Genomic DNA, 19,465 nt, shown 5'->3' with positions numbered 1-19,465 from the left:
GTCAGGACCACTAAAAACTTTGCCTATGTAATAAAACCTGTTGAAAGAAAAAGCCAATGATGTTACGAGCATCATTGGCTTTGCAAACATCCTTGCAGAACGTCAATTCTGATTAGGATGATAGTGTTCATGAATCTGTAAAAAATCAAAAACATTTAAAATTATGCAAAAAAATGTATCTGTCAAACGGATTTTAATTAATGTCATGCGAATAACTGTTTTGCAGTTAATGCTAGCTGCCCTTTTCTGTGATATTTCACTGGCACTGGACACGCGTGCCCAGGAAATACTTCGGAAGGAAATATCCATTCAGATGGAATCCGTGGAAGTAAGGCATATCCTGAGCCGAATCGAAAAGCAGGCCAATGTGAAATTTATTTACAGCACGAATAGTATTCAGGCACGACAAAAAGTATCACTGAGTGCTTCCAATCGGGTTCTTTCAAAGGTATTGGACGAGTTGCTGACGCCGATCCAGATTTCGTTTGAGGTAGTAGATTCCAGGATCCTGCTGCATAAAAAACCGATGGAAAGCCTTAACGCCCCGTTTGACATTGATGCGAAAAAAACCTCACGGGAACGATCACAGATGAAAAGGGTGAAGCCTTACCCGGTGTGAGCGTTATTATAAAAGGTACACAGCGGGGCATCGTCAGTGGTGTCGATGGAAAATTTGAACTCGCAGACACGGACGAATCTGCCATCCTGATTTTCAGTTTTGTAGGTTACGAAAGCCAGGAAATTGCAGTGGGCAACAGGACCGTTCTGGACGTTTCCCTGAAAGCCAGTATCAAAGCATTGAGTGAAGTGGTCGTTGTAGGATACGGAACGCAAAAGAAAACGTCGGTGACGGCTGCTGTATCCACATTGAAGGGAGAACAGATTGCAGCCACGCCGCTTACCAACCTGAGTAACGGCTTAGGCGGCCGGATTTCCGGTGTGATCGCAAAGCAGGCTTCCGGTGAGCCGGGCAGGGATGGTTCCAGTATTTACATCCGCGGGGTTTCATCGACGGGCAACAACCAGCCTTTGCTTGTGGTAGATGGTATTCCAAGAAATTTTCAACAGCTTGATCCTAACACCATTGAAACCTTCACCGTGCTGAAAGATGCAGCTGCGGTAGCGCCATACGGTGTTGCCGGGGCGAACGGTGTGGTGCTGGTAACGACCAAACGCGGAAAAACGGGAACGCCTTCGCTGACTTACAACGCCTATGTTGGCTTCCAGAATCCGACTGTAATGCCCGATTACCTGCATGGTCACGAATTTGCCACACTGAAAAACGCGGCTGCCGCAAACGCTGGTTTGCCGGTACCTTATTCGGATGAAGCGCTGCAAAAGTTCAAAGATGGTTCAGACAACGATTCATATCCGGCCGACAACTATGTGAAGGAACTGGTGAACCGCAATGCTGTCATCACAACACACAACATTGAGCTTTCGGGCGGTGCCGAACGGATTAAATACTATGCCAGCCTGGGTTACCAGTATCAGGCAGGTATGTGGCCCTCGACAAATAATAAACGTTATAATCTGTCGATGAACCTGGATGCCCAGGCAACCAAAACCACCAAGATTTCTTTTACCCTGAACGGGCGTGTACAGCAGTCGCGGTACCCGTCAATAGGAACATCCCGTATTTTTGAGCTGATCGGTTATTCACATCTGCAAAACGGACCGCTCTTTTTCAGCAATGGCATGAACGGTACTTATGTGACCGGCAGTATTTACAACAGTGGATATCAGAAAACAAACACGACCGCATTGTATTCCCAATTGTCTGTTGAACAGCAAATTCCTTTCATTCCCGGGCTGGCTGCGAAGGGAACCATTGCTTATGACCCAACGATGATCATGGACAAGATCTGGACCGTACCGGTTCATTTGGCAACAATCAATACGGTAACGAAAGATATTACCGACGGCATATTTGGCGCGGCCAAAGCATCCCTGAACCAAAATTACAGACAGTACCAGCAACTCACGTACCAGGCCAGCCTGAATTATACCAAATCGTTTGGTAAAAGCAATATTGGGGCGCTGGCAGTTTTTGAGGCCAAAGCCAACGATACCATTGCACTGGGAGCATCCCGCCGTAATTACAACCTGAGCATTGATGAACTGAATATGGGCAGTTCGAGCAATGCAGATATGACCACGAACGGAACGGCGAACTATGGCCGCCAGATGGGCCTGGTTTACCGGGTTACCTACGATTACGCCGATAAATACTTATTTGAAGCAAGCGGACGTTACGACGGCAGTTACTATTTTGCTGCTGAAAACCGCTTCGGTTTCTTTCCTGCATTCTCTCTTGGCTGGCGGTTATCGGAAGAAAATTTTATCAAGAAAAACATTCGCTGGATCGACAACCTGAAATTACGGGGATCGTATGGCGAAGTAGGTGCCCTGGCTGGCAGTGCATTCCAGTACATGAGTACATACAGTGTTGCCGGCCCCGCTTATGTTCTGGGTGGTAACGCAGTTCAGGCCATCCGGGAACGTAATGAGCCTAATCCCAACATCACGTGGGAACGTGCCAAGAAAACCAATATTGGTATTGAAGGTACATTCTGGAAAGGATTACTAAGTGTAGAAGCGGATTACTTTTATGAAAAACGATCCAATATGCTCGTCAATCCGGATGTGATCGTTCCGGCGGAATACGGTATTGGCCTGAGCCAGGTAAACGCCGGTATCATGCAAAATCAGGGCATCGACCTTTCCATTGGTTCTTCGCACCGGTTCACATCAGACCTTCGTGTTTCTGTAAATGGCAACTTTACCTATGCCAAAAATAAGCTGCTGCAGGTATTTGAAGCCGGTGCTACGTTTAACAATCCCAACCGCCGGCTAACCGGAAAACCACTCGGAACACAATTTGGATTTCATTCAATGGGCTTTTTTCAACTGGCCGATTTCGATGATGCAGGAAATTTGAAACCGGGCATTGCAGTACAGCCATGGGGTAAGGTTTTACCTGGTGATATTCGTTATGAGGACATGAACAATGATGGAAAAATTAACGATGATGACAGGACCAGGATTGGTGACGCCGTGGCAACTCCCCGCATTATTTACGGTATTTCTCCTAATATCCAATACAAAGGCTTTACACTGGATATCCTGTTTCAGGGTGCCGCAAAAACGAACTACTATTATGCTGGCAGCGCGGCATGGGCATTCAGCAACGGCATGGGTGCTGTAAGGGAGAACCTGGATTACTGGACACCGGAAAACCCGAACGCTAAAAACCCGCGTATCACCAACGCGCCAACAACCAACAATACCCAGACTTCCTCTTTCTGGGTAGGCAATGCTGGCTACCTAAGGTTAAAAAGCCTAACCTTATCATATTCCCTGCCACCGGCGATTACGCAAAAGGTCAAAATACAGAATGCAAGGATCTATGTATCCGGCCAGAATATCCTGACCTGGACTAAGTTAAGAAATTTTGACCCGGAAATAACCCAGGTAAATGCATGGAGTTATCCACAGCAAAAAGTAATGTCAGTTGGTGTAAATGTTACTTTCTAATCCTTGAAAAACGACACAACAATGAAACTCCATAGATTTATGAATTTGAATGGGAAAGTAGCTTTACTGTTCATAATACTGGGAATAGCTTCCTGCAAAAGTTTTCTTGAAGTATCCCCCAAAGACCAGATTGCTGATAGTGATGTCTGGACGGACACAGGCATGGCAGATTTGTTCCTGAACAATGTGTATTCCGGATTGCCGGGCCCGTTTAACTTCTTCGATCCCTGGGAAAACTATACGGATAATTCCATGAACGGTGTTAATGGGCTTGACAGCCGGGTATTATATTCCCCTTCGGTTTATACGGCCAGTAATACGCCTAACTGGTGGGGACAATACGCCAACATCCGCCGTGCCAATCTGTTTATCGAAAAAGTAACAGCATCAGCGTTTCCCGATACCTGGAAAAAATCAAAAATTGCCGAAGCAAGGTTTTTAAGGGCTTATTATTATCAATTGTTGTGGACAGCCCACGGCGGCGTACCGATCATTGCCAATACACTGAACCAGAACACGCAGGGCGAAGAAATATTCAGGCCCCGTAACACCGACGAAGAAACGTATCAGTTCATTGTAGATGAATGCGCGGCTATCGTGGATGACCTGCCGCTGAAAGCCGAAGCTGGCCGGGTTTCCAAAGCCTCTGCACTGACGCTCAAAGGTTTTTGCGAACTATTCTGGGCAAGTCCGCTGAAAAATACTGCCAATGACAAAGCCCGCTGGGCACTCGCAGCTGCTTCCAATAAAAAAGTAATCGAACTGGGATCACACAGCCTGTTTGCGAATTATGAAACGCAATTTTACGAAGATAATAATAACAATGCTGAAGTTATTTTTGCAAAACAATACCTCGGCGGTACAGCACTGGGAAGCGGAAAAGAAGGTTTATGGGGCCCATGGATGGTAGGCGGTGTGCAGAAAGCGTACGGTGGAGTCGATCCGTCGCAGGAACTTGTGGATGAATATGCGATGGCCAATGGTTTGCCAATCACAGATCCGGCTTCGGGATACAATCCTCAAAACCCGTATGTGAACCGGGAGAAAAGATTCTATCAGTCCATTGTCTACGACGGGTCGATCTGGGTCGGTGCTGAAATGGTTATGAAACAAGGTGTTGGCAGCAGGAATGCAACCGATCTGAGTAATACCAATGAGGCAACCAATACCGGTTATTACCTGCGGAAAACGCTGAACCCTAAATACACGGTAAATGGCAACAACCTGTTGAATAGCGGCAGTTTCATTATTTATCGCTACGCAGAAGTGTTACTGAGCTATGCAGAAGCACAAAACGAAGCCGTTGGACCGGATGAAACGGTATATTCTGCCATTAACCAGATACGTATGCGGTCGGAATTACCCGCACTGAAAACCGGATTGACCCAGGCCGAAATGCGTGTGATCATTCAGCGGGAACGCCGGGTTGAGCTGGCATTTGAGGAAAGGCGCTGGTTTGACCTGATGCGGCTGAAACTCGCAGAAAAGAACCTGAACGGTACGCTGCATGCCATGAAAATCGAGGTAGTTGCTGGAAAAACGGTTTATACTGTGATTCCGGCACCCGAAGGCGGCAAAACGTTCTATGCCGATAAAAATTACCTCTTGCCTATCCCGCAATCGGCGATGAACCAGAATTCCAAGCTGGTCCAAAACCCTAATTACTAGTATTATCCTATCCCTTTTCCTTTTTTAAATTATTTGCATGGAGTGAATGGTAATTTCAGGGACGACAAACGTATTAGCATAAAGTCTGTCTTTGAAATTACTGCTCCTCAATTAAATTGTAAAACCAAAATTATTCATCATAATGACTGGTAACCATATTCCTAAATCTATAACCGGATTGCTTGTCTGTATTTGTTTTTTTGCTTCAAGCAGTAATCCAAAGGTTTTCAATGCCGAAGTCCCTCCCGAACAAGCCCTTGCCACATTCCAGGTTGCAGATGGTTTTCAAATAGAAATGGTAGCGAGTGAGCCGTTAATTGCAGATCCTGTTGCGATGGAAATTGATGAAGCCGGGAACATGTATGTGGTCGAAATGCATGGTTATCCACTCGACAAAAGCGGTTCGGGGAAAATAAAACTTCTAACGGATACAGACGGTGATGGCAAAATGGACAAGAGTATCGTATTTGCTGAGGGGCTCATGCTGCCAACCGGTGTAATGCGATGGAAAAAAGGGATCATCGTGACGGATGCACCAAATGTTTTATACCTGGAAGATACCGACGGAGATGGAAAATCTGATGTGCGTGATACATTGATCACCGGTTTTGCATTATCCAATCCGCAGCATAACCTCAACAACCCAGTGCTTGGCCTGGACAACTGGATTTACCTTGGACATGAACCGGCAGTTTCAACACAGACTTTTAAAAGTGAGTTTGGTGACCGCGGAGGTGATGTGTACTTTCCAGACAAAAAAGACAGTCCGCGACTGCCCGACAATGCACGTGGAAGAAGCGTTCGTATGCGGCCAGACCGTGCCGGCCTGGAAATACTTTCAGCAAATACACAGTTTGGGCACACTTTTGACAACTGGGGCAGATACCTGCTGGTTAGCAATGCAAATCACATTATTCACCAGGTTATTTCTGCCGCTTATCTCAACAGGAACCCGGGTTTGCTGGTTTCCAATGCAGCCCAATCAATCTCCGATCACGGGACTGCGGCCGAGGTTTTCCCAATTACCCAAAATCCGCAGAATCAGCTGCTGACCGATTTGGGTGTTTTCACTTCTGCATGTGGTTCAAGGACTTACCAGGGTGGAATTTTCCCGGCTCCGTTTGATAGTGTGATGTTTGTAGCTGAGCCGGTGAGTAACATTGTCCATGCTGACGTGATCCATGACAAAGGAGCCACATTTACAGCAAGCCGTGTTTATCAAAATAAAGAATTCCTTGCGTCCACCGATGCGTGGTTTCGTCCGGTAAATATGTATATCGGTCCTGACGGAGCACTTTATGTGGTTGATTATTACCGTCAGATCATTGAACATCCGGAATGGATGGCGGAAGATGTGATCAAATCAGGGCAGCTTTATAACGGGATCGACAAAGGCCGGATCTACCGAATTACACCAAAAGGAACCAAGCCGGCAAACTGGTCAAAAGAGCTGAAATCAACCAGGTGGATGAACGAATTCCTTTTAGGCAAACTGGCTGACCCGAATATCTGGTGGCGTCGCAATGCACAACGTTTATTGATCGACGGCAATGACAAAAGCCTTACAACTGCATTGGAACAAATGGTGCTCAATGAAAAAAATCCTTTGGGACGGCTACACGCCCTTTATACATTGGAAGGAATGAATGTTTTGCAGCCACCACTTTTGATGAAGGCATTACAGGATTCTTCACCGGGAGTTCGTGAAAATGCGGTTAAACTTTCGGAGCCATTTTTAGCCAAAAATCCTGAACTGGAAAAAACATTGATAGCACTGCAAAATGACGACAATGCAAAAGTCCGTTTTCAACTGCTTTGTACGCTGGGATTCATTGATACGCCGGAAGCTGCCAAAGCGCGTGAAAACCTTTTGTTTAAAAATATAGCAGATCCCTGGATGCAAATTGCAGCATTGTCGGCAATTCCTTCTTCCAAAACTAATATGCTTGATGCAGTGCTTAACCGGTATCAAAAAGGCGATGCAGCATACAGTTCTTTGGTGGAACGATTAAGCACCATGACAGGAAACGGCGGTACAGCAGCGGATATTAAATCAGCGATTAAAAGAGCACTGGAACCAGGTACGGAAAAAATCAGCGGATGGCAGGCACCTGTTCTCCAGGGTCTGGCAGTTGGGTTAAAAAACAATAAATCAGCTGCCGCCGCAATTAAAAGTGAGCAGGGTTTACTGGTAAATGCGGCGACAAATCATCCGTCTTCTGCTGTTAGGCAAGGTAGTATACAAATCCTGCTGATAAACGGATTAGCGGAGAATGCTTCCACAAAAGCTGCAATTGAAAAATCGGTTAAAACTGCGTTGAATAAAAAAGAAACTACCGAAAACCGCACGGCGGCGGTTAATTTTTTATCCCTGAGTAATCCAAAACTTTACACAGATGCATTAAAAAAAATGATCGCACCAACTGAGCCGCTTCCTGTTCAATTGGCTGCATTACGTACATTAAGTGCAATTCCGGATGAAACGGTCAGTCATTTTGTGATCGCTCAATGGCCATCCCTTACTCCTGACGTCAGGAATGTGGCGATCAATACATTTATGGTCAATGAAGCCAGGATCACTTTGCTTCTGGATGCATTGGAAAAAAAATCATAGACCCTTCTGCCATCGGCTGGCCAAGAAGTGTGGGACTGATGGCTCAGGGAAATGCAGCATTAAAAGCCCGTTCCAGATTGCTCCTGACCAAAAAAGATGATGGCCGCCTGGCAGTTGTCAAGGCTTATTCTCCGGCATTATCCATGACCGGAAATATTGGTAACGGTAGAAATGTTTTTCAGAAAAATTGTTCAACATGCCATCAGATCGGCGGTAAGTCAGGAACAGCTTATGGGCCGGATCTGGGCACAATCCGTAATCGCCGGCCAGAGTCCATAATGGGTGATATTCTCAATCCTAATTTATCCATTGCCGATGGTTTTGATATATGGTCAATAGAAATGCATGCAGGTGAAGCAGTGCAGGGACTTATTGCAACGGAATCCCCCACGGCTTTGACCATCAAAAATTACGGAGGACAGGAAACCGTCATCGCACGTTCGAACATTAAATCTTTAAAAGCACTAGGAATGTCCGTCATGCCAGCAGGACTGGAAAATCAGATCAGCCAACAGGAAATGGCAGATTTGCTGCTATACCTCAAACAGGGCAAAGACGAAACTGCGGCTCACTAAAATTTATTTTTCTTTTTAACTCAAAAAATATCATGACTTCAAATCTTATCATATCCTCTGTTCTGATCAGGCCAAAAATAGTTTTCGCAGTTCTTTACCTTATTTTCCTTATTTCCTTGCCTTCGGTTTCAATGGCCGGTTTTCGTGCATCAGTAGTTAAGGTGGATATCACACCAACCGACTCACAATATTTACTGGGTTACGGACCACGTAAATCCAATGGGGTCCATGATAAAATTTACCACCGGATCGTGATGATGGACGATGGCGTAACCCAATTTGTGATCGTTTCCTCGGACCTTGCGCTGGTATCCCCTTCGGAATATGATAAGGTAGCAGCGCGGCTTCAGAAAGAGCAAAAAATCAGCCCTGTAAATCTTTGGTGGACTTTTACTCATACCCACTCTGCACCGGAAGTAGGCCCTCCGGGTTTGCCTTCAGTTTTCCTGGGCGACCGTTATAAACATGATTTTGACAAAGTATATACCGATCTGGTAGAACAGAAACTGATTGATGGTATTGCCGAAGCACGAAAAAAATTAACTCCTGCAAAGCTTGGAACAGGCTGGGGTTTTGCATCAGCCAACATCAACCGGCGTGCCCGGCTGGCTGACGGAAAAATTACGCTGGGCATGAATCCGGACGGCCCGGTAGACCGCCGAATCGGATTGATCCGTCTTGAAAAAGAAGACGGGAGCCTGCTTACATTGATCGCCAATTACGCCATGCACGGTACTGTATTCGCTGCTGTTGAAGAAATAAGCGCCGACGGGCCAGGTATAGTTGCTGAATATGTGGAAGAAAAACTGGGCGTTCCCATGCTTTACATCAACGGCGCGGCAGGGAATATCGCTCCGTTGTACAGCCAGTTCGATCAGCCAAACGGCAATCGTGTATTGCCACAATTTAAAGTAATGCTCGGGGATAAAATCATTAAGGCCAATAAAGATATTCTTGCGATGACCTCCGATGTAAAACTGCGTACGAGTACCCTGATCGTGGAAACACCCAGGAAAGCAGGAATGGGCTGGACAGATGACATGGTCAATTATACCCGCACTACGAAAGAGGGCGTAAATCTGGTAAAACTGCCCGTGCGTTTTCTTAAAATCAACGAGGATGTTGCTATATGGAGTGCACCGCTTGAACTTTTCTGTGAAATTTCCAATGAAATCCGCGATCGTTCAACCTTTCCTTTTACATTCTATTTCGGTTATGGAAACGGCTGGCTGGGTTATCTGCTGACCGAAAAAGAATATGCGCAGGGCGGTTATGAAACAACCGTTACCCCCTACTCTCCCAAAGCCGGCCAGGATCTTACGGATGCGGTCATGAATTACCTTCAGGGAGAAATGAAAAAACCGAACCAGGATTAACTTTGAGATAAGAATTGAGAATTGGTCGCATGTACGATAAAAAATGAGCGCCGGTGAGATCAAGAATATGTTGAGTTAGCAAATATCCCTTATAAAAAATAAATCCCCAACGTTTTCATGAATAAAAACCTTTCAATTTTCACCTCTTTGTGCTTTTTATTCCTTGGCACTATGGGAGCATTAGCACAAAACAAAACTTTCAAATGGCCGGATGGAAAGAAAATAGCACTCAGCCTTTCGTTTGACGACGCGCGGGGAAGTCAGGCTACGACAGGCATTCCATTTCTGAATCAGTATGATGTGAAAGGTACGTTCTATCTCGTGCCGGCAGCAGCGGAAAAGCAACTGGAAGGCTGGAAAAAAGCGGTTTCCAGCGGACAGGAAATTGGCAATCATTCGGTTAACCATCCATGTTCGGGAAATTTTACCTGGGCAAGGCCCAATGCACTTGAAGGTTACACACTTGAAAAAATGAAAGCCGAACTTATAGAAGCCAATAACCGTATCTATCAGCTGCTGGGTGTAAAACCGGAAGTATTCGCTTATCCCTGCGGAGGTACTTTTGTGGGCAGGGGTGTAAACACAAAAAGTTATATTCCGGTTGTTGCCGAACTATTCCTGACCGGCCGTGGCTGGCTTGATGAAGGCCCAAACGATCCCGAATTTGGTGATTTTGCCCAGCTTACCGGAATGGAAATGGATGGAAAGGACTTTGAACAAATACTTCCTTTAATTGAACAAACGCGGGCAAACGGGCAATGGCTCGTACTGGCAGGACATGAAATGGGTGAAAGCGGCGGACAGACAACCCGATTGTCCATGCTAAAAAAACTTATTGAATATGCCAAAGATCCTGCCAACGGAATCTGGCTCGCGCCGGTTGGGACGGTTGCAAAGTACATTCAATCTGTAAAAAATGAAACGAAAGAAGCGGTTGTCAACAAACCGGAAATGGTTCATGCAGACGCTGACGGTGCTTTTTCGCTTTCGGCAAAATCAGCCAATGGCATTGGCCCAAAGATCAAATTCATGCCGGAATGGAATGCGTTCGGCTGGTTTACTGCGGAAGACCGGATTGAATGGGATGTTGAGATAAGCAGGGAAGGCACTTACAACGTAATGATGGATTGGTCCGTTGCTGACGATGAAGCTGGTAAACCTTTTGTCCTGGAAACGGGAACTTCGGCTGTGATAGGAAAAGTAGAAAAAAGTGGTTCCTGGGAAACATTTAAAACGAAGCAAATCGGGCAATTAAAACTTGGCCCCGGAAAGCATAAAATGACATTTCGTCCCGCTTCTAATTTTAAAACAGGGGCATTGCTGGATTTAAGAGAAATTAAACTGGTTCCGGTAAGACAATAAATCGCACCGGATCATTTAAGCCAATTTTCAATACTGTTTAAAAATGTCTGCTGCTGGTCTGCATATAGATAATGAGAGCAATTATCCAGTAACCCGAAATTTTTACTGCCCGTTATTGCTTTCATTTTATTCATTTGTGCAGAAGAGAAAATCCCGTCCAGTTTGCCGTACAAAGCATAAATGGGTACGTTCTTTTTTCTTAATTTTATCAAAACAGGATACAGGTCAATATTGGATCGTTTTTCATTTTTGTAGAAAATTTCCGGTGCCTTATTATTCCTGATATCCATTTTGTACAGCGCGCTGTTTTTATATTCTTCGTATATTTTTGCAGCTTCCTCACTTGGATCGTTAACTTTAAAATATCCGTTTTCCGAGGCCAGTGCAAAACATTCACCACGGTATTCCGCAGAATTCTTGTCAAGATTTTCTATAATGGCTACCTTCCTTAGTTTGGCTGTATCTCCTTTTTCTGTGTAAGTTTTCTTTACTGAATCAAAAATGTGGTTATAGGTTTCCTGTTGAGAAACCAGTGCACTGACCAGCACAATGGAGTTTACTTTTTCGTCATACTTTTCAGCGAATTGAATAGTCGGTAAACCTCCGAAACTAAAACCGATCAGGTTTGCTTTTTTGATTTTGTAAGTTTTATAAATATCATTTAAATCGTCAAAAGCTTCCTGATAAGTCAGTTTTGCATTTTCGTCGGCAGATCTCCCCTCTCCTCTGCGGTCATATACAATCACATAAAAATTTTCCGCGAGCTTTCTGGCAGTGGTTGCCTCAAATTGCACTGAATTTCCTCTTGGGCCACCGTGAAGAAATATCACTGCCGGATTATTTTTATCCCCGAAGGTTTTAATGTACAATGATTGCCCTTGAACCGACAAAAAAGTAAAAAATAGAATAATGAGCAATGCAATTTGTTTCACTTATAATCTGATTTTTGATAAAGCCCCGAATTTACACAGGAAGTCGTTTAAACTGCAAATAGTCGAAATTTTAAAATCGTGTGGATTTGCATGGTATTAATCTGATTGTTTTGTCTTTAATCAGGAGACTCAATAACCTAACCCGCCAAATAATGAGACATATTTTTCGGTTGATCGCGATTGTCCTTTTTACATTTCCAGTTTGGTCATGCTCCGGCGATAAAAAAGAAGAAAACAGCAATACCAAGGATTCTTATACGGCTGACGTCATCATTTACGGAGGAACTTCCGCTGCAATTACTGCTGCTGTACAGGTCATAAAGGAAGGAAAAACGGTGATCGTTGTTTCTCCGGATAAACATTTGGGAGGTTTATCTTCCGGCGGGCTGGGATTTACGGATACAGGAAACAAATCAGTGATCGGTGGCCTGGCCAGAGAGTTTTACCATCGCGTGTATCTGCATTACGACAAACCAGAGGCATGGCAATGGCAGAAAAAAGAAGAATATGGCAACAAAGGCCAGGGAACACCAGCCATGGACGGAGCGGACAGAACAATGTGGATTTTTGAGCCGCATGTGGCAGAACAGGTTTTTGAAGATTTTGTGAAAGAAAATAATATTAAAATTTACCGTAACGAATGGCTTGACCGAACCAAAGGTTTAACTAAAAAGGAAGGAAAAATTCTTTCCATAAAAACCCTCTCCGGAAAAACTTTTACTGGCAAAATGTTCATCGACGCAACTTATGAGGGTGATCTGATGGCAGCTGCCAATGTGAAATACCACGTCGGAAGGGAAGCCAACAGTGTTTATAAGGAAGAATGGAACGGTATTCAGGCGGGTGTGTTTCAGCACGGGCATTATTTTAAGAAAAACGTCAGTCCGTACAAAAAGGAAGGTGATCCGAATAGCGGATTATTGCCATATATAACAGATGAAAAAATAGGTAAAAACGGTGATGGAGATCATAAAATCCAGGCTTATTGTTTTCGTATGTGTTTGTCGGCTAACCCTGACAACCGCATTGCTTTTGCCAAACCCGATGGATACGATCCGGCCAGATATGAGTTGCTGGCGCGGGTGTACAAAGCCGGATGGACAGAAACTTTCGATAAATACGATCCGATCCCAAACAAAAAAACGGATACCAACAACCACGGCCCGTTTAGCACCGATTATATTGGTATGAACTACGATTATCCGGATGCCAGTTATGAAAGAAGAAAGGAAATAATCAAAGAACATGAATTATATCAGAAAGGCCTGATGTATTATCTTTCCAATGATCCGCATGTACCGGCCGATGTAAGAACAGAAATGAAACAGTGGGGTTTGCCGAAAGATGAATTTAAGGATAATGGTGGCTGGCCACATCAGATTTATGTAAGGGAAGCACGCCGGATGATTGGCCAGGAAGTGATGACTGAAAATGAAACACTGGGTAAAAAAGCAGTTTCTCAATCTATCGGGATGGGTTCGTACTCATTGGATGCACACAATGCACAGCGTTATGTAAAGGCAGATGGTTTTGTACAAAACGAAGGTGACATAGGCGTCCATCCCAAAACACCCTACCGCATTTCTTACGCTTCCATTATTCCGAAAAAAGAAGACTGTGTAAATCTGCTGGTACCCGTTTGTTTGTCCGGATCTCATATTGCCTATGGCTCCATCCGCATGGAACCGGTTTTTATGATACTAGGACAAAGTGCTGCTTCGGCAGCAATACAGGCAATAAACAGGAATGTTTCTGTACAGGAAGTGGATTATGCCAAACTAAAAGAGCGTTTACTAAAAGACAAACAACGGCTGGAATTGTAGCGGGGAGCGCTCTGTTATTAGCAGAATTTTATTGGGAGGGAACAGTAATCCCTCCCGTCATTATTTAAAATCAACGGCTTCGAACCTGGCCAGCGGGGCCATTCTTGCGCGGTTTAACACCAGTTGTTTGTCAACCAGATTATAATTATCAACAGATCTTAGAATTTCCAAAAGACTGTTTTCTGTGTCTAAATCCGGACATGCCATCATCGTACCAATTACTTTCGTAAAGCTGATCCTGCTGCCTTCTTTTACCTCAAAATTACCACCAATGCCATTGCAGCCAGCAAATCCTTCCATTGTGCTGGCTTCCTTGTTAAGCTTGATATGGATTTCACGTTTGTCAGCAGGAGTTGGCCCTATAGGTTTACCATTTATTTCCGTCAAACGCCAGTAAGTTCCGGTTAGTGCTGTACTTTCCGGCCCGGCAGTTTTTTGTTTTGTTGTTTTACAGGCACTCATCGTTGATACATAAAGCAAAAGAGAATAAAATAGTACATTTTTCATCCGTTCCTGAGTTTAAAGCTTTTTGTATAATTATAAAAATATCATGCAAATAATTCAAAAAAATATCAGTTAGTTATATAAAAACCATGCTCATGCCTGACCGCAAATTAACCAACTGATACTTACTTTATAACAGCCTGATAAACCAGCACTTTAAACTTGTCCTGCATTTCTCCCCAAGTATTATTTGGATATTTTTGGGTCATAAGCAGGGCAACAATATTGTCTTTGGGATCTGCCCAATACGTAGTTCCGAAAATACCACCCCAGTCAAATGTACCTACTGAAACGGGGATGCGTGCTGCTCCTTTTTCGGTGGTGACAGAAAACCCAAGGCCAAATTTGTTTTTGCCAATGTCCAGGTCACCAATTTGATTTTGCGTCATTAAATGTACCACAGCCGGGCTCAAAATGCGTTTTCCATTGAATTCTCCCCCATTCAGGAACGATTGCAGGAATATGGCATAGTCATAAGCAGTAGAAGTTAGTCCTGCGCCACCTGCATAAAATGAGCCGTTTTCGGTGGGATAATCAATATTGAAATCAGGCCTGCTTTCTGCTTTGATCGTGTTTCCTTCCGGATCTTCCGTGTAGAGCCTGGCGAGGCGGCTTTTCTTATTTTCGGGCAGGTAAAAATAAGTATCTTTCATTCCCAGCGGCTCAAAAATACGTTCTTTTAAAAAGCTGTCGAGTGATTTTCCTGATAACACTTCCACCAGATATCCGAGGACATCAGAATTCAGCCCATATGTAAATTTTTCTCCCGGCTCATGTACCAGCGGCAATTTCCCCAGCCTTGTTATCACATCAGCCAGCTTGTATTTTGGCGTACCAATACCACTTGGAATATCATTTTTGGCATAAATAGCAGTCGCTTCCTTTGAACCAATTACGGCGTAACTGATCCCCGATGTATGGGTGAGCAACTGACGAATAGTGATTTCATGTTTGGCGGGTTTGGTCGTATAGCTGGAATCTGCCTCATTGAACTTGTCGATGATCTGTGGATTTTTAAAAGATGGGATATATTTGGATATCGGATCATCCAAAAGAAATTTCCCTTCCTCAAACAGGATCATAGCAGCCGTACTTGTAATGGCTTTTGTCTGGGACGCTATACGGAAAATGGCATCCTTTTTCAAATGAGATTTTACATCCCAGTCGTCTGCACCTAATCCCTTATAATATACGATTTTCCCATTCCTGACCACAATGGCAACTACTCCCGCTACCTGTTTCTGATCTACATATTCCTGCAATACTTTGTCAATCCGTTGAAGCCGGGTGGTACTCATTCCTGCACTTTCAGCAGACATGTCCGGCAGGAGCTGTGCGAAAACTAATTTTGAAGAAAAAAGAAAGAAGAACAAAATGGTCTTCCAAATGGAAGCAGGAAAAATTCCGGACATACAGGATAAAGCTGATAGTGGAAAAAATTGTTTAAAAATATAATCCCCGGTTTCCGGATTATTTCCAGGAAACCGGGGATTTACAAAAACTACTTGATCGTATACCAGTTCCGCAGGCGGACATCAATAGATTTGTCTTTATCGTTGACCAGTTTTTTGAATGCTTCTGTATCACTGAACCCGTTTGCCCCGCGATAATGATATGGATAAACAACCTTGGGTTTGAAATCAAGCACCGCAGAAGCCGCTTCCGGTACATCCATAGTGTAAGGCAAATTCATACAAACGAATGCCACATCAATGTTTTTCAGGCTTCTCATTTCAGGAATACCGGCTGTATCACCACTGATATAAACTGACTTCCCACCCATTTTTAATACATAACCATTGCCTCTTCCTTTGGTATGTTTGGCATCGGCAGCTTCCGGAAGGTTATACATCGGCAGGGCTGTAATAGAAATATCCAGTTTGCTGATCGTTTGCCCATTGTTGATGATCACTGCCTTCGCTTTCAATTTTTCAGACATTTTATCGGCAACGGCCTGAGGAACAATAAGGATCGCATGCGATAAATCGAGTGCTTCAAGTGTGGCAGGATCGAAGTGGTCACCATGAATATCCGTGATCAGGATAAGATCCGGGGCTGCAATTCCTGCAAAAGTTTTGGCACCTTCATACGGATCAGCATAAATTGTTTTTCCATCCCAGGTAAGTGCCAGTGTGGCATGGTTCAGAGGCTGGACTTTTAACGGGCCTTTTGAAGTTTTGATATCGTCGGCAGCCGGAAGTTGTGCCCATGAAGCAGCACAAATCATCAGCAGGAAAAAAGTGATTCTGGTTTTCATATTTTAATCGATTTTTTTTGATCAAAGATATGGCACACGATGGGTTCTGCAAGATCATTTTCGTGTTTTTGGCCTGGTTTTTTTATCGCCCGGAACATACCGGATGCACGATCTGAAATCAAATCCAAATTGTAATGGCCATAAAAAATCTGTTTTGTATTCTTTTTCTGTTACTTACCACTTTGAGCCTCTCTTTCGCCCAGGCTCAGCAGGATTTGAAAACCGGGAAAGGAAGAAAAAAAATTGTATTTATTGCCGGCCCCGACAGTCATGGAAAAGGTGAGCACGAATACAATGGCGGAGTGACTTTTCTGGCACAAAAAATAAAGGAAGGCATGCCGGAAACAGACACCGTAGTGTTTCACAACGGCTGGCCAAAAGAAAGGGATGCGCTTAAAAACGCCAGCACCATCGTTTTGTTTTGTGATGGTTCTGACGGGCATATTGTTACTCCTCATCTACAGGAACTGGATTCCCTGATGCACGGAGGAACAGGACTGGTTATGCTGCATTTTACACTGGAAATGCCAAAAGGAAATCTCACTTATCAGTTTCGTGACCTGATCGGTGGATATTTTGAAACGGATTGGTCAGTAAACCCATTCTGGACACCTGAAATAACAAAACTCCCCAAACATCCGATAACCAACGGCGTCAAACCTTTTGCCATTAGAGACGAATGGTATTATCATCTGCGATTTGTGGATAACATGAAAAATATCACTCCGATCCTGAAAGCGCTTCCACCGGATTCCACCCTGACCCGGCCTGATGGAACACATACCAACAATCCTCATGTGCGCGAAGCCATTCTGAAAAACAAGGAACCACAGACCATTGCATGGGCATACGAACGGCCGGGTGGCGGAAGAGGTTTCGGATTTACAGGCGGCCACGTGCACGCTAACTGGAAAAACGACAGCTTCCGGATGCTGGTGCTCAATGCCATTGTGTGGACAGCCCGGATCGATGTTCCAAAAAACGGGGTTGTAACAAATACACCAGATGAGAATGAGCTGAATAAACTGACTAAGAGGAATTGAAGCGCGTTACAAACGCGAAGCCATTTAAACACCGATTGCAAATCGGTGTTAGCCGAAACAGCCGAAGCACAATCGGTGTTAGCGGATTAGTGCTTAGGCATTTGTTTAACCGGATCAAACTGTAAGGCTTCTTTTACAATAGCAACATTTTGTCCGGCAGTCATTAACCATTTCCCGTTTTGTTTTACATACACGATGGAAGCTATACAATCATCAGGACCCGATGTTATTCCTGCAGGATTTGTAAAAGCACTAAAATGCCAATAAAGGTGCACCAGGGCTACATCATCGGTCAAAAAGCGGATGGCAACGGAAGTTTTCTTTAACACCGATTCTTTAAAAATCGTGTTGTGATAGATCTGATGGCCATATTGAGACTCCTCCCGTCCTCGCCACCACGCACCAACTCCATTCACCCAGTCGGTATTTTCAGTCGTATAATGTTTCAAGTCATCATAATTATGATTGTTCCAGCTGTAAATCATCGCATCAATCTGTTTATTGATGGAGGCTTCGTCTGCGCTACGAGTTTGAGCAAACAGATGCCCACTCATTAATAAGAAGATAGTTGTCGTCAGTACTTTTTTCATCGGGTTTTTTTGAGTAAAATTATTTCACCGGGAAGGCAAAAGCCTAGTACAAACACGACATCTTTGGATCTGTTAATAAATAAGCGGAATAATTTTTCGTAATATTTTGACGGATCTTTAGTTGAAAAGCCGGTTAAAAAATTTCACCTCGGATGTCATAAGCGCTGATTCAATAACCGAAGGGCTGACACCGGCAAACTCCTGAAAGTCGCGGATGAGGTGCATCTGGTCAAAGTACCCACATTCGTAGGTAATCTTTAGCCAGCTGTTGTCCGGCTGCTGTTCTTTCAGAATCCAGGCCTGGGCAAATCGTACTAATCGGGAGTATTGTTTGGGCGGCAGACCGATCCTTTGTCCAAATACCCTTTCAAATTGGCGAACACTCAGGCAGGCATGGGATGCCACCTGATCTATTTTCAGTAATCCTCGCTCTTTGATCAGCAGCGAAAGCACCTGATCAATGGGTAAAACCGGTTTTAAGCGATTAACATGCCTGAGCAAAAATCGTTCAACAATCAGTTTCATGCTGGAAAACGAACTGGCCTCACGCAGTTGGTCGGTTACCTCATTCATTTCCTTTCCTAACAGGTCCACCGCATCAAACGAATCCTGGCACAATAACTCCGTCATGGGTATACCTAAAAAGCGATATAATCCCCCAGGCTGAAATCCTACCTTGATCATCAAATGATCACGTCCCGGAATAATAATATGGCGGTTGACATGTGGGCCAACTATGAGAGCAGACGAAAGCGTTTCCTTATTATTGGCAGCCGTATCTTCCGATTCGGAAGCATCTCTGACGTAAAAGAACAAGCAGTGCTCGGGAAGCGGTGGTACCGGAAATTGCGGTTGCCCGGCCGCAACATCAAACGTCACCTGATGGATCATGATGTTGTTTACAAAACCTTTTAAGGCCGGGTGCGGCTCGTAGAATTGCTGAAACATAATGCTTCGTTTTGAGTTTTTATAACATTGTTTGGTATTTTTTGCAAAACCACGATCCAGCCAATCGACTGTTTTTCTACACGAATGTCGAATTACCCTTTATTATTGAAAATATTACGTAATTGATATTATTTAATTGACAGTAAGTAAGTTACAAAATCTTATTCATAGTTTACAATCCTGGATTCTTATTAATATTTTTTTCCTGAAAAAGTTTGAAATACAATCTTTAAATT

The 19,465-nt window shown here is 44.1% G+C and carries 15 protein-coding genes; 9 read left to right on the top strand and 6 right to left on the bottom strand.

The window, feature by feature from the left end:
- Window positions 1-163: 163 nt before the first annotated feature.
- The 7 genes from KZC02_RS24685 to KZC02_RS24655 all read left to right on the top strand — a co-directional run bounded on the left by KZC02_RS24685 (window position 164) and on the right by KZC02_RS24655 (window position 11,132).
- Complete coding sequence (locus KZC02_RS24685; RefSeq protein WP_221391109.1) at window positions 164-619, top strand: STN domain-containing protein; 456 nt, start codon at window positions 164-166, stop codon at window positions 617-619.
- Window positions 616-3,537: a TonB-dependent receptor gene (locus KZC02_RS24680; RefSeq protein ID WP_229253775.1), complete on the top strand. Its 2,922-nt coding sequence runs from the start codon at window positions 616-618 to the stop codon at window positions 3,535-3,537. Before KZC02_RS24685 ends, KZC02_RS24680 begins: the two co-directional genes overlap by 4 nt.
- A gap of 21 nt (window positions 3,538-3,558) precedes the next feature.
- Window positions 3,559-5,205, top strand: a complete 1,647-nt coding sequence (locus KZC02_RS24675; RefSeq protein ID WP_221391108.1) for a RagB/SusD family nutrient uptake outer membrane protein — start codon at window positions 3,559-3,561, stop codon at window positions 5,203-5,205.
- A 142-nt stretch (window positions 5,206-5,347) separates the two neighbouring features.
- On the top strand, window positions 5,348-7,819 hold the full coding sequence (locus KZC02_RS24670; RefSeq protein WP_221391107.1) for a PVC-type heme-binding CxxCH protein: 2,472 nt from the start codon (window positions 5,348-5,350) through the stop codon (window positions 7,817-7,819).
- 38 nt (window positions 7,820-7,857) lie between these two features.
- Entirely contained in the window at window positions 7,858-8,394 is a 537-nt protein-coding gene (locus KZC02_RS24665; RefSeq protein ID WP_221391106.1) for a c-type cytochrome, read from the top strand.
- Window positions 8,395-8,426: 32 nt separating this feature from the next.
- Entirely contained in the window at window positions 8,427-9,770 is a 1,344-nt protein-coding gene (locus tag KZC02_RS24660; RefSeq protein ID WP_221391105.1) for a neutral/alkaline non-lysosomal ceramidase N-terminal domain-containing protein, read from the top strand.
- Between the two features lie 117 nt (window positions 9,771-9,887).
- Complete coding sequence (locus tag KZC02_RS24655; RefSeq protein ID WP_221391104.1) at window positions 9,888-11,132, top strand: polysaccharide deacetylase family protein; 1,245 nt, start codon at window positions 9,888-9,890, stop codon at window positions 11,130-11,132.
- 11 nt (window positions 11,133-11,143) lie between these two features.
- Here the strand turns inward: KZC02_RS24655 and KZC02_RS24650 are convergent, their stop codons facing one another.
- A complete protein-coding gene (locus tag KZC02_RS24650) occupies window positions 11,144-12,064 on the bottom strand; it encodes an alpha/beta fold hydrolase (RefSeq protein WP_221391103.1) in 921 nt (306 codons plus the stop codon).
- Between the two features lie 152 nt (window positions 12,065-12,216).
- On the opposite strand from KZC02_RS24650, the gene KZC02_RS24645 reads away from it, so the two are divergent.
- Entirely contained in the window at window positions 12,217-13,887 is a 1,671-nt protein-coding gene (locus tag KZC02_RS24645) for an FAD-dependent oxidoreductase (RefSeq protein WP_221391102.1), read from the top strand.
- 60 nt (window positions 13,888-13,947) lie between these two features.
- Here KZC02_RS24645 and KZC02_RS24640 read toward each other — a convergent pair whose 3' ends face one another.
- The 3 genes from KZC02_RS24640 to KZC02_RS24630 all read right to left on the bottom strand — a co-directional run bounded on the left by KZC02_RS24640 (window position 13,948) and on the right by KZC02_RS24630 (window position 16,648).
- The gene (locus KZC02_RS24640; protein WP_221391101.1) at window positions 13,948-14,394 is read right to left on the bottom strand and encodes an META domain-containing protein; all 447 of its coding nucleotides are present in this window, start codon (window positions 14,392-14,394) and stop codon (window positions 13,948-13,950) included.
- Window positions 14,395-14,516: 122 nt separating this feature from the next.
- Entirely contained in the window at window positions 14,517-15,803 is a 1,287-nt protein-coding gene (locus tag KZC02_RS24635; RefSeq protein ID WP_221391100.1) for a serine hydrolase, read from the bottom strand.
- 89 nt (window positions 15,804-15,892) lie between these two features.
- The gene (locus KZC02_RS24630; protein ID WP_221391099.1) at window positions 15,893-16,648 is read right to left on the bottom strand and encodes an MBL fold metallo-hydrolase; all 756 of its coding nucleotides are present in this window, start codon (window positions 16,646-16,648) and stop codon (window positions 15,893-15,895) included.
- A gap of 134 nt (window positions 16,649-16,782) precedes the next feature.
- Here KZC02_RS24630 and KZC02_RS24625 point away from each other — a divergent pair, with 134 nt between their 5' ends.
- Entirely contained in the window at window positions 16,783-17,691 is a 909-nt protein-coding gene (locus KZC02_RS24625; protein ID WP_221391098.1) for a ThuA domain-containing protein, read from the top strand.
- Window positions 17,692-17,777: 86 nt separating this feature from the next.
- Here the strand turns inward: KZC02_RS24625 and KZC02_RS24620 are convergent, their stop codons facing one another.
- Both KZC02_RS24620 and KZC02_RS24615 read right to left on the bottom strand, forming a co-directional pair.
- Window positions 17,778-18,245, bottom strand: coding sequence for an SgcJ/EcaC family oxidoreductase (locus KZC02_RS24620; RefSeq protein WP_221391097.1), 468 nt, complete (start codon window positions 18,243-18,245; stop codon window positions 17,778-17,780).
- 153 nt (window positions 18,246-18,398) lie between these two features.
- The gene (locus KZC02_RS24615; RefSeq protein ID WP_221391096.1) at window positions 18,399-19,229 is read right to left on the bottom strand and encodes a helix-turn-helix transcriptional regulator; all 831 of its coding nucleotides are present in this window, start codon (window positions 19,227-19,229) and stop codon (window positions 18,399-18,401) included.
- Window positions 19,230-19,465: the final 236 nt, after the last annotated feature.

It is taken from the genome of Dyadobacter sp. NIV53 (genome assembly GCF_019711195.1).
Classification (GTDB): Bacteria; Bacteroidota; Bacteroidia; order Cytophagales; family Spirosomataceae; genus Dyadobacter.
The sequence above is the reverse complement of the archived record's forward strand: the minus strand, read 5'-3'. Positions and strand labels throughout refer to the sequence as shown.

What these genes read in the sequence shown, in the direction of transcription:
- KZC02_RS24685 (WP_221391109.1), top strand. Translation starts at nt 164, where the DNA reads ATGCAAAAAAATGTATCTGTCAAACGGATTTTAATTAATGTCATGCGA.
- KZC02_RS24675 (WP_221391108.1), top strand. Translation starts at nt 3,559, where the DNA reads ATGAAACTCCATAGATTTATGAATTTGAATGGGAAAGTAGCTTTACTG.
- KZC02_RS24670 (WP_221391107.1), top strand. Translation starts at nt 5,348, where the DNA reads ATGACTGGTAACCATATTCCTAAATCTATAACCGGATTGCTTGTCTGT.
- KZC02_RS24665 (WP_221391106.1), top strand. Translation starts at nt 7,858, where the DNA reads ATGGCTCAGGGAAATGCAGCATTAAAAGCCCGTTCCAGATTGCTCCTG.
- KZC02_RS24660 (WP_221391105.1), top strand. Translation starts at nt 8,427, where the DNA reads ATGACTTCAAATCTTATCATATCCTCTGTTCTGATCAGGCCAAAAATA.
- KZC02_RS24655 (WP_221391104.1), top strand. Translation starts at nt 9,888, where the DNA reads ATGAATAAAAACCTTTCAATTTTCACCTCTTTGTGCTTTTTATTCCTT.
- KZC02_RS24645 (WP_221391102.1), top strand. Translation starts at nt 12,217, where the DNA reads ATGAGACATATTTTTCGGTTGATCGCGATTGTCCTTTTTACATTTCCA.
- KZC02_RS24640 (WP_221391101.1), bottom strand. Translation starts at nt 14,394, where the DNA reads ATGAAAAATGTACTATTTTATTCTCTTTTGCTTTATGTATCAACGATG.
- KZC02_RS24635 (WP_221391100.1), bottom strand. Translation starts at nt 15,803, where the DNA reads ATGTCCGGAATTTTTCCTGCTTCCATTTGGAAGACCATTTTGTTCTTC.
- KZC02_RS24630 (WP_221391099.1), bottom strand. Translation starts at nt 16,648, where the DNA reads ATGAAAACCAGAATCACTTTTTTCCTGCTGATGATTTGTGCTGCTTCA.
- KZC02_RS24625 (WP_221391098.1), top strand. Translation starts at nt 16,783, where the DNA reads ATGGCCATAAAAAATCTGTTTTGTATTCTTTTTCTGTTACTTACCACT.
- KZC02_RS24620 (WP_221391097.1), bottom strand. Translation starts at nt 18,245, where the DNA reads ATGAGTGGGCATCTGTTTGCTCAAACTCGTAGCGCAGACGAAGCCTCC.
- KZC02_RS24615 (WP_221391096.1), bottom strand. Translation starts at nt 19,229, where the DNA reads ATGTTTCAGCAATTCTACGAGCCGCACCCGGCCTTAAAAGGTTTTGTA.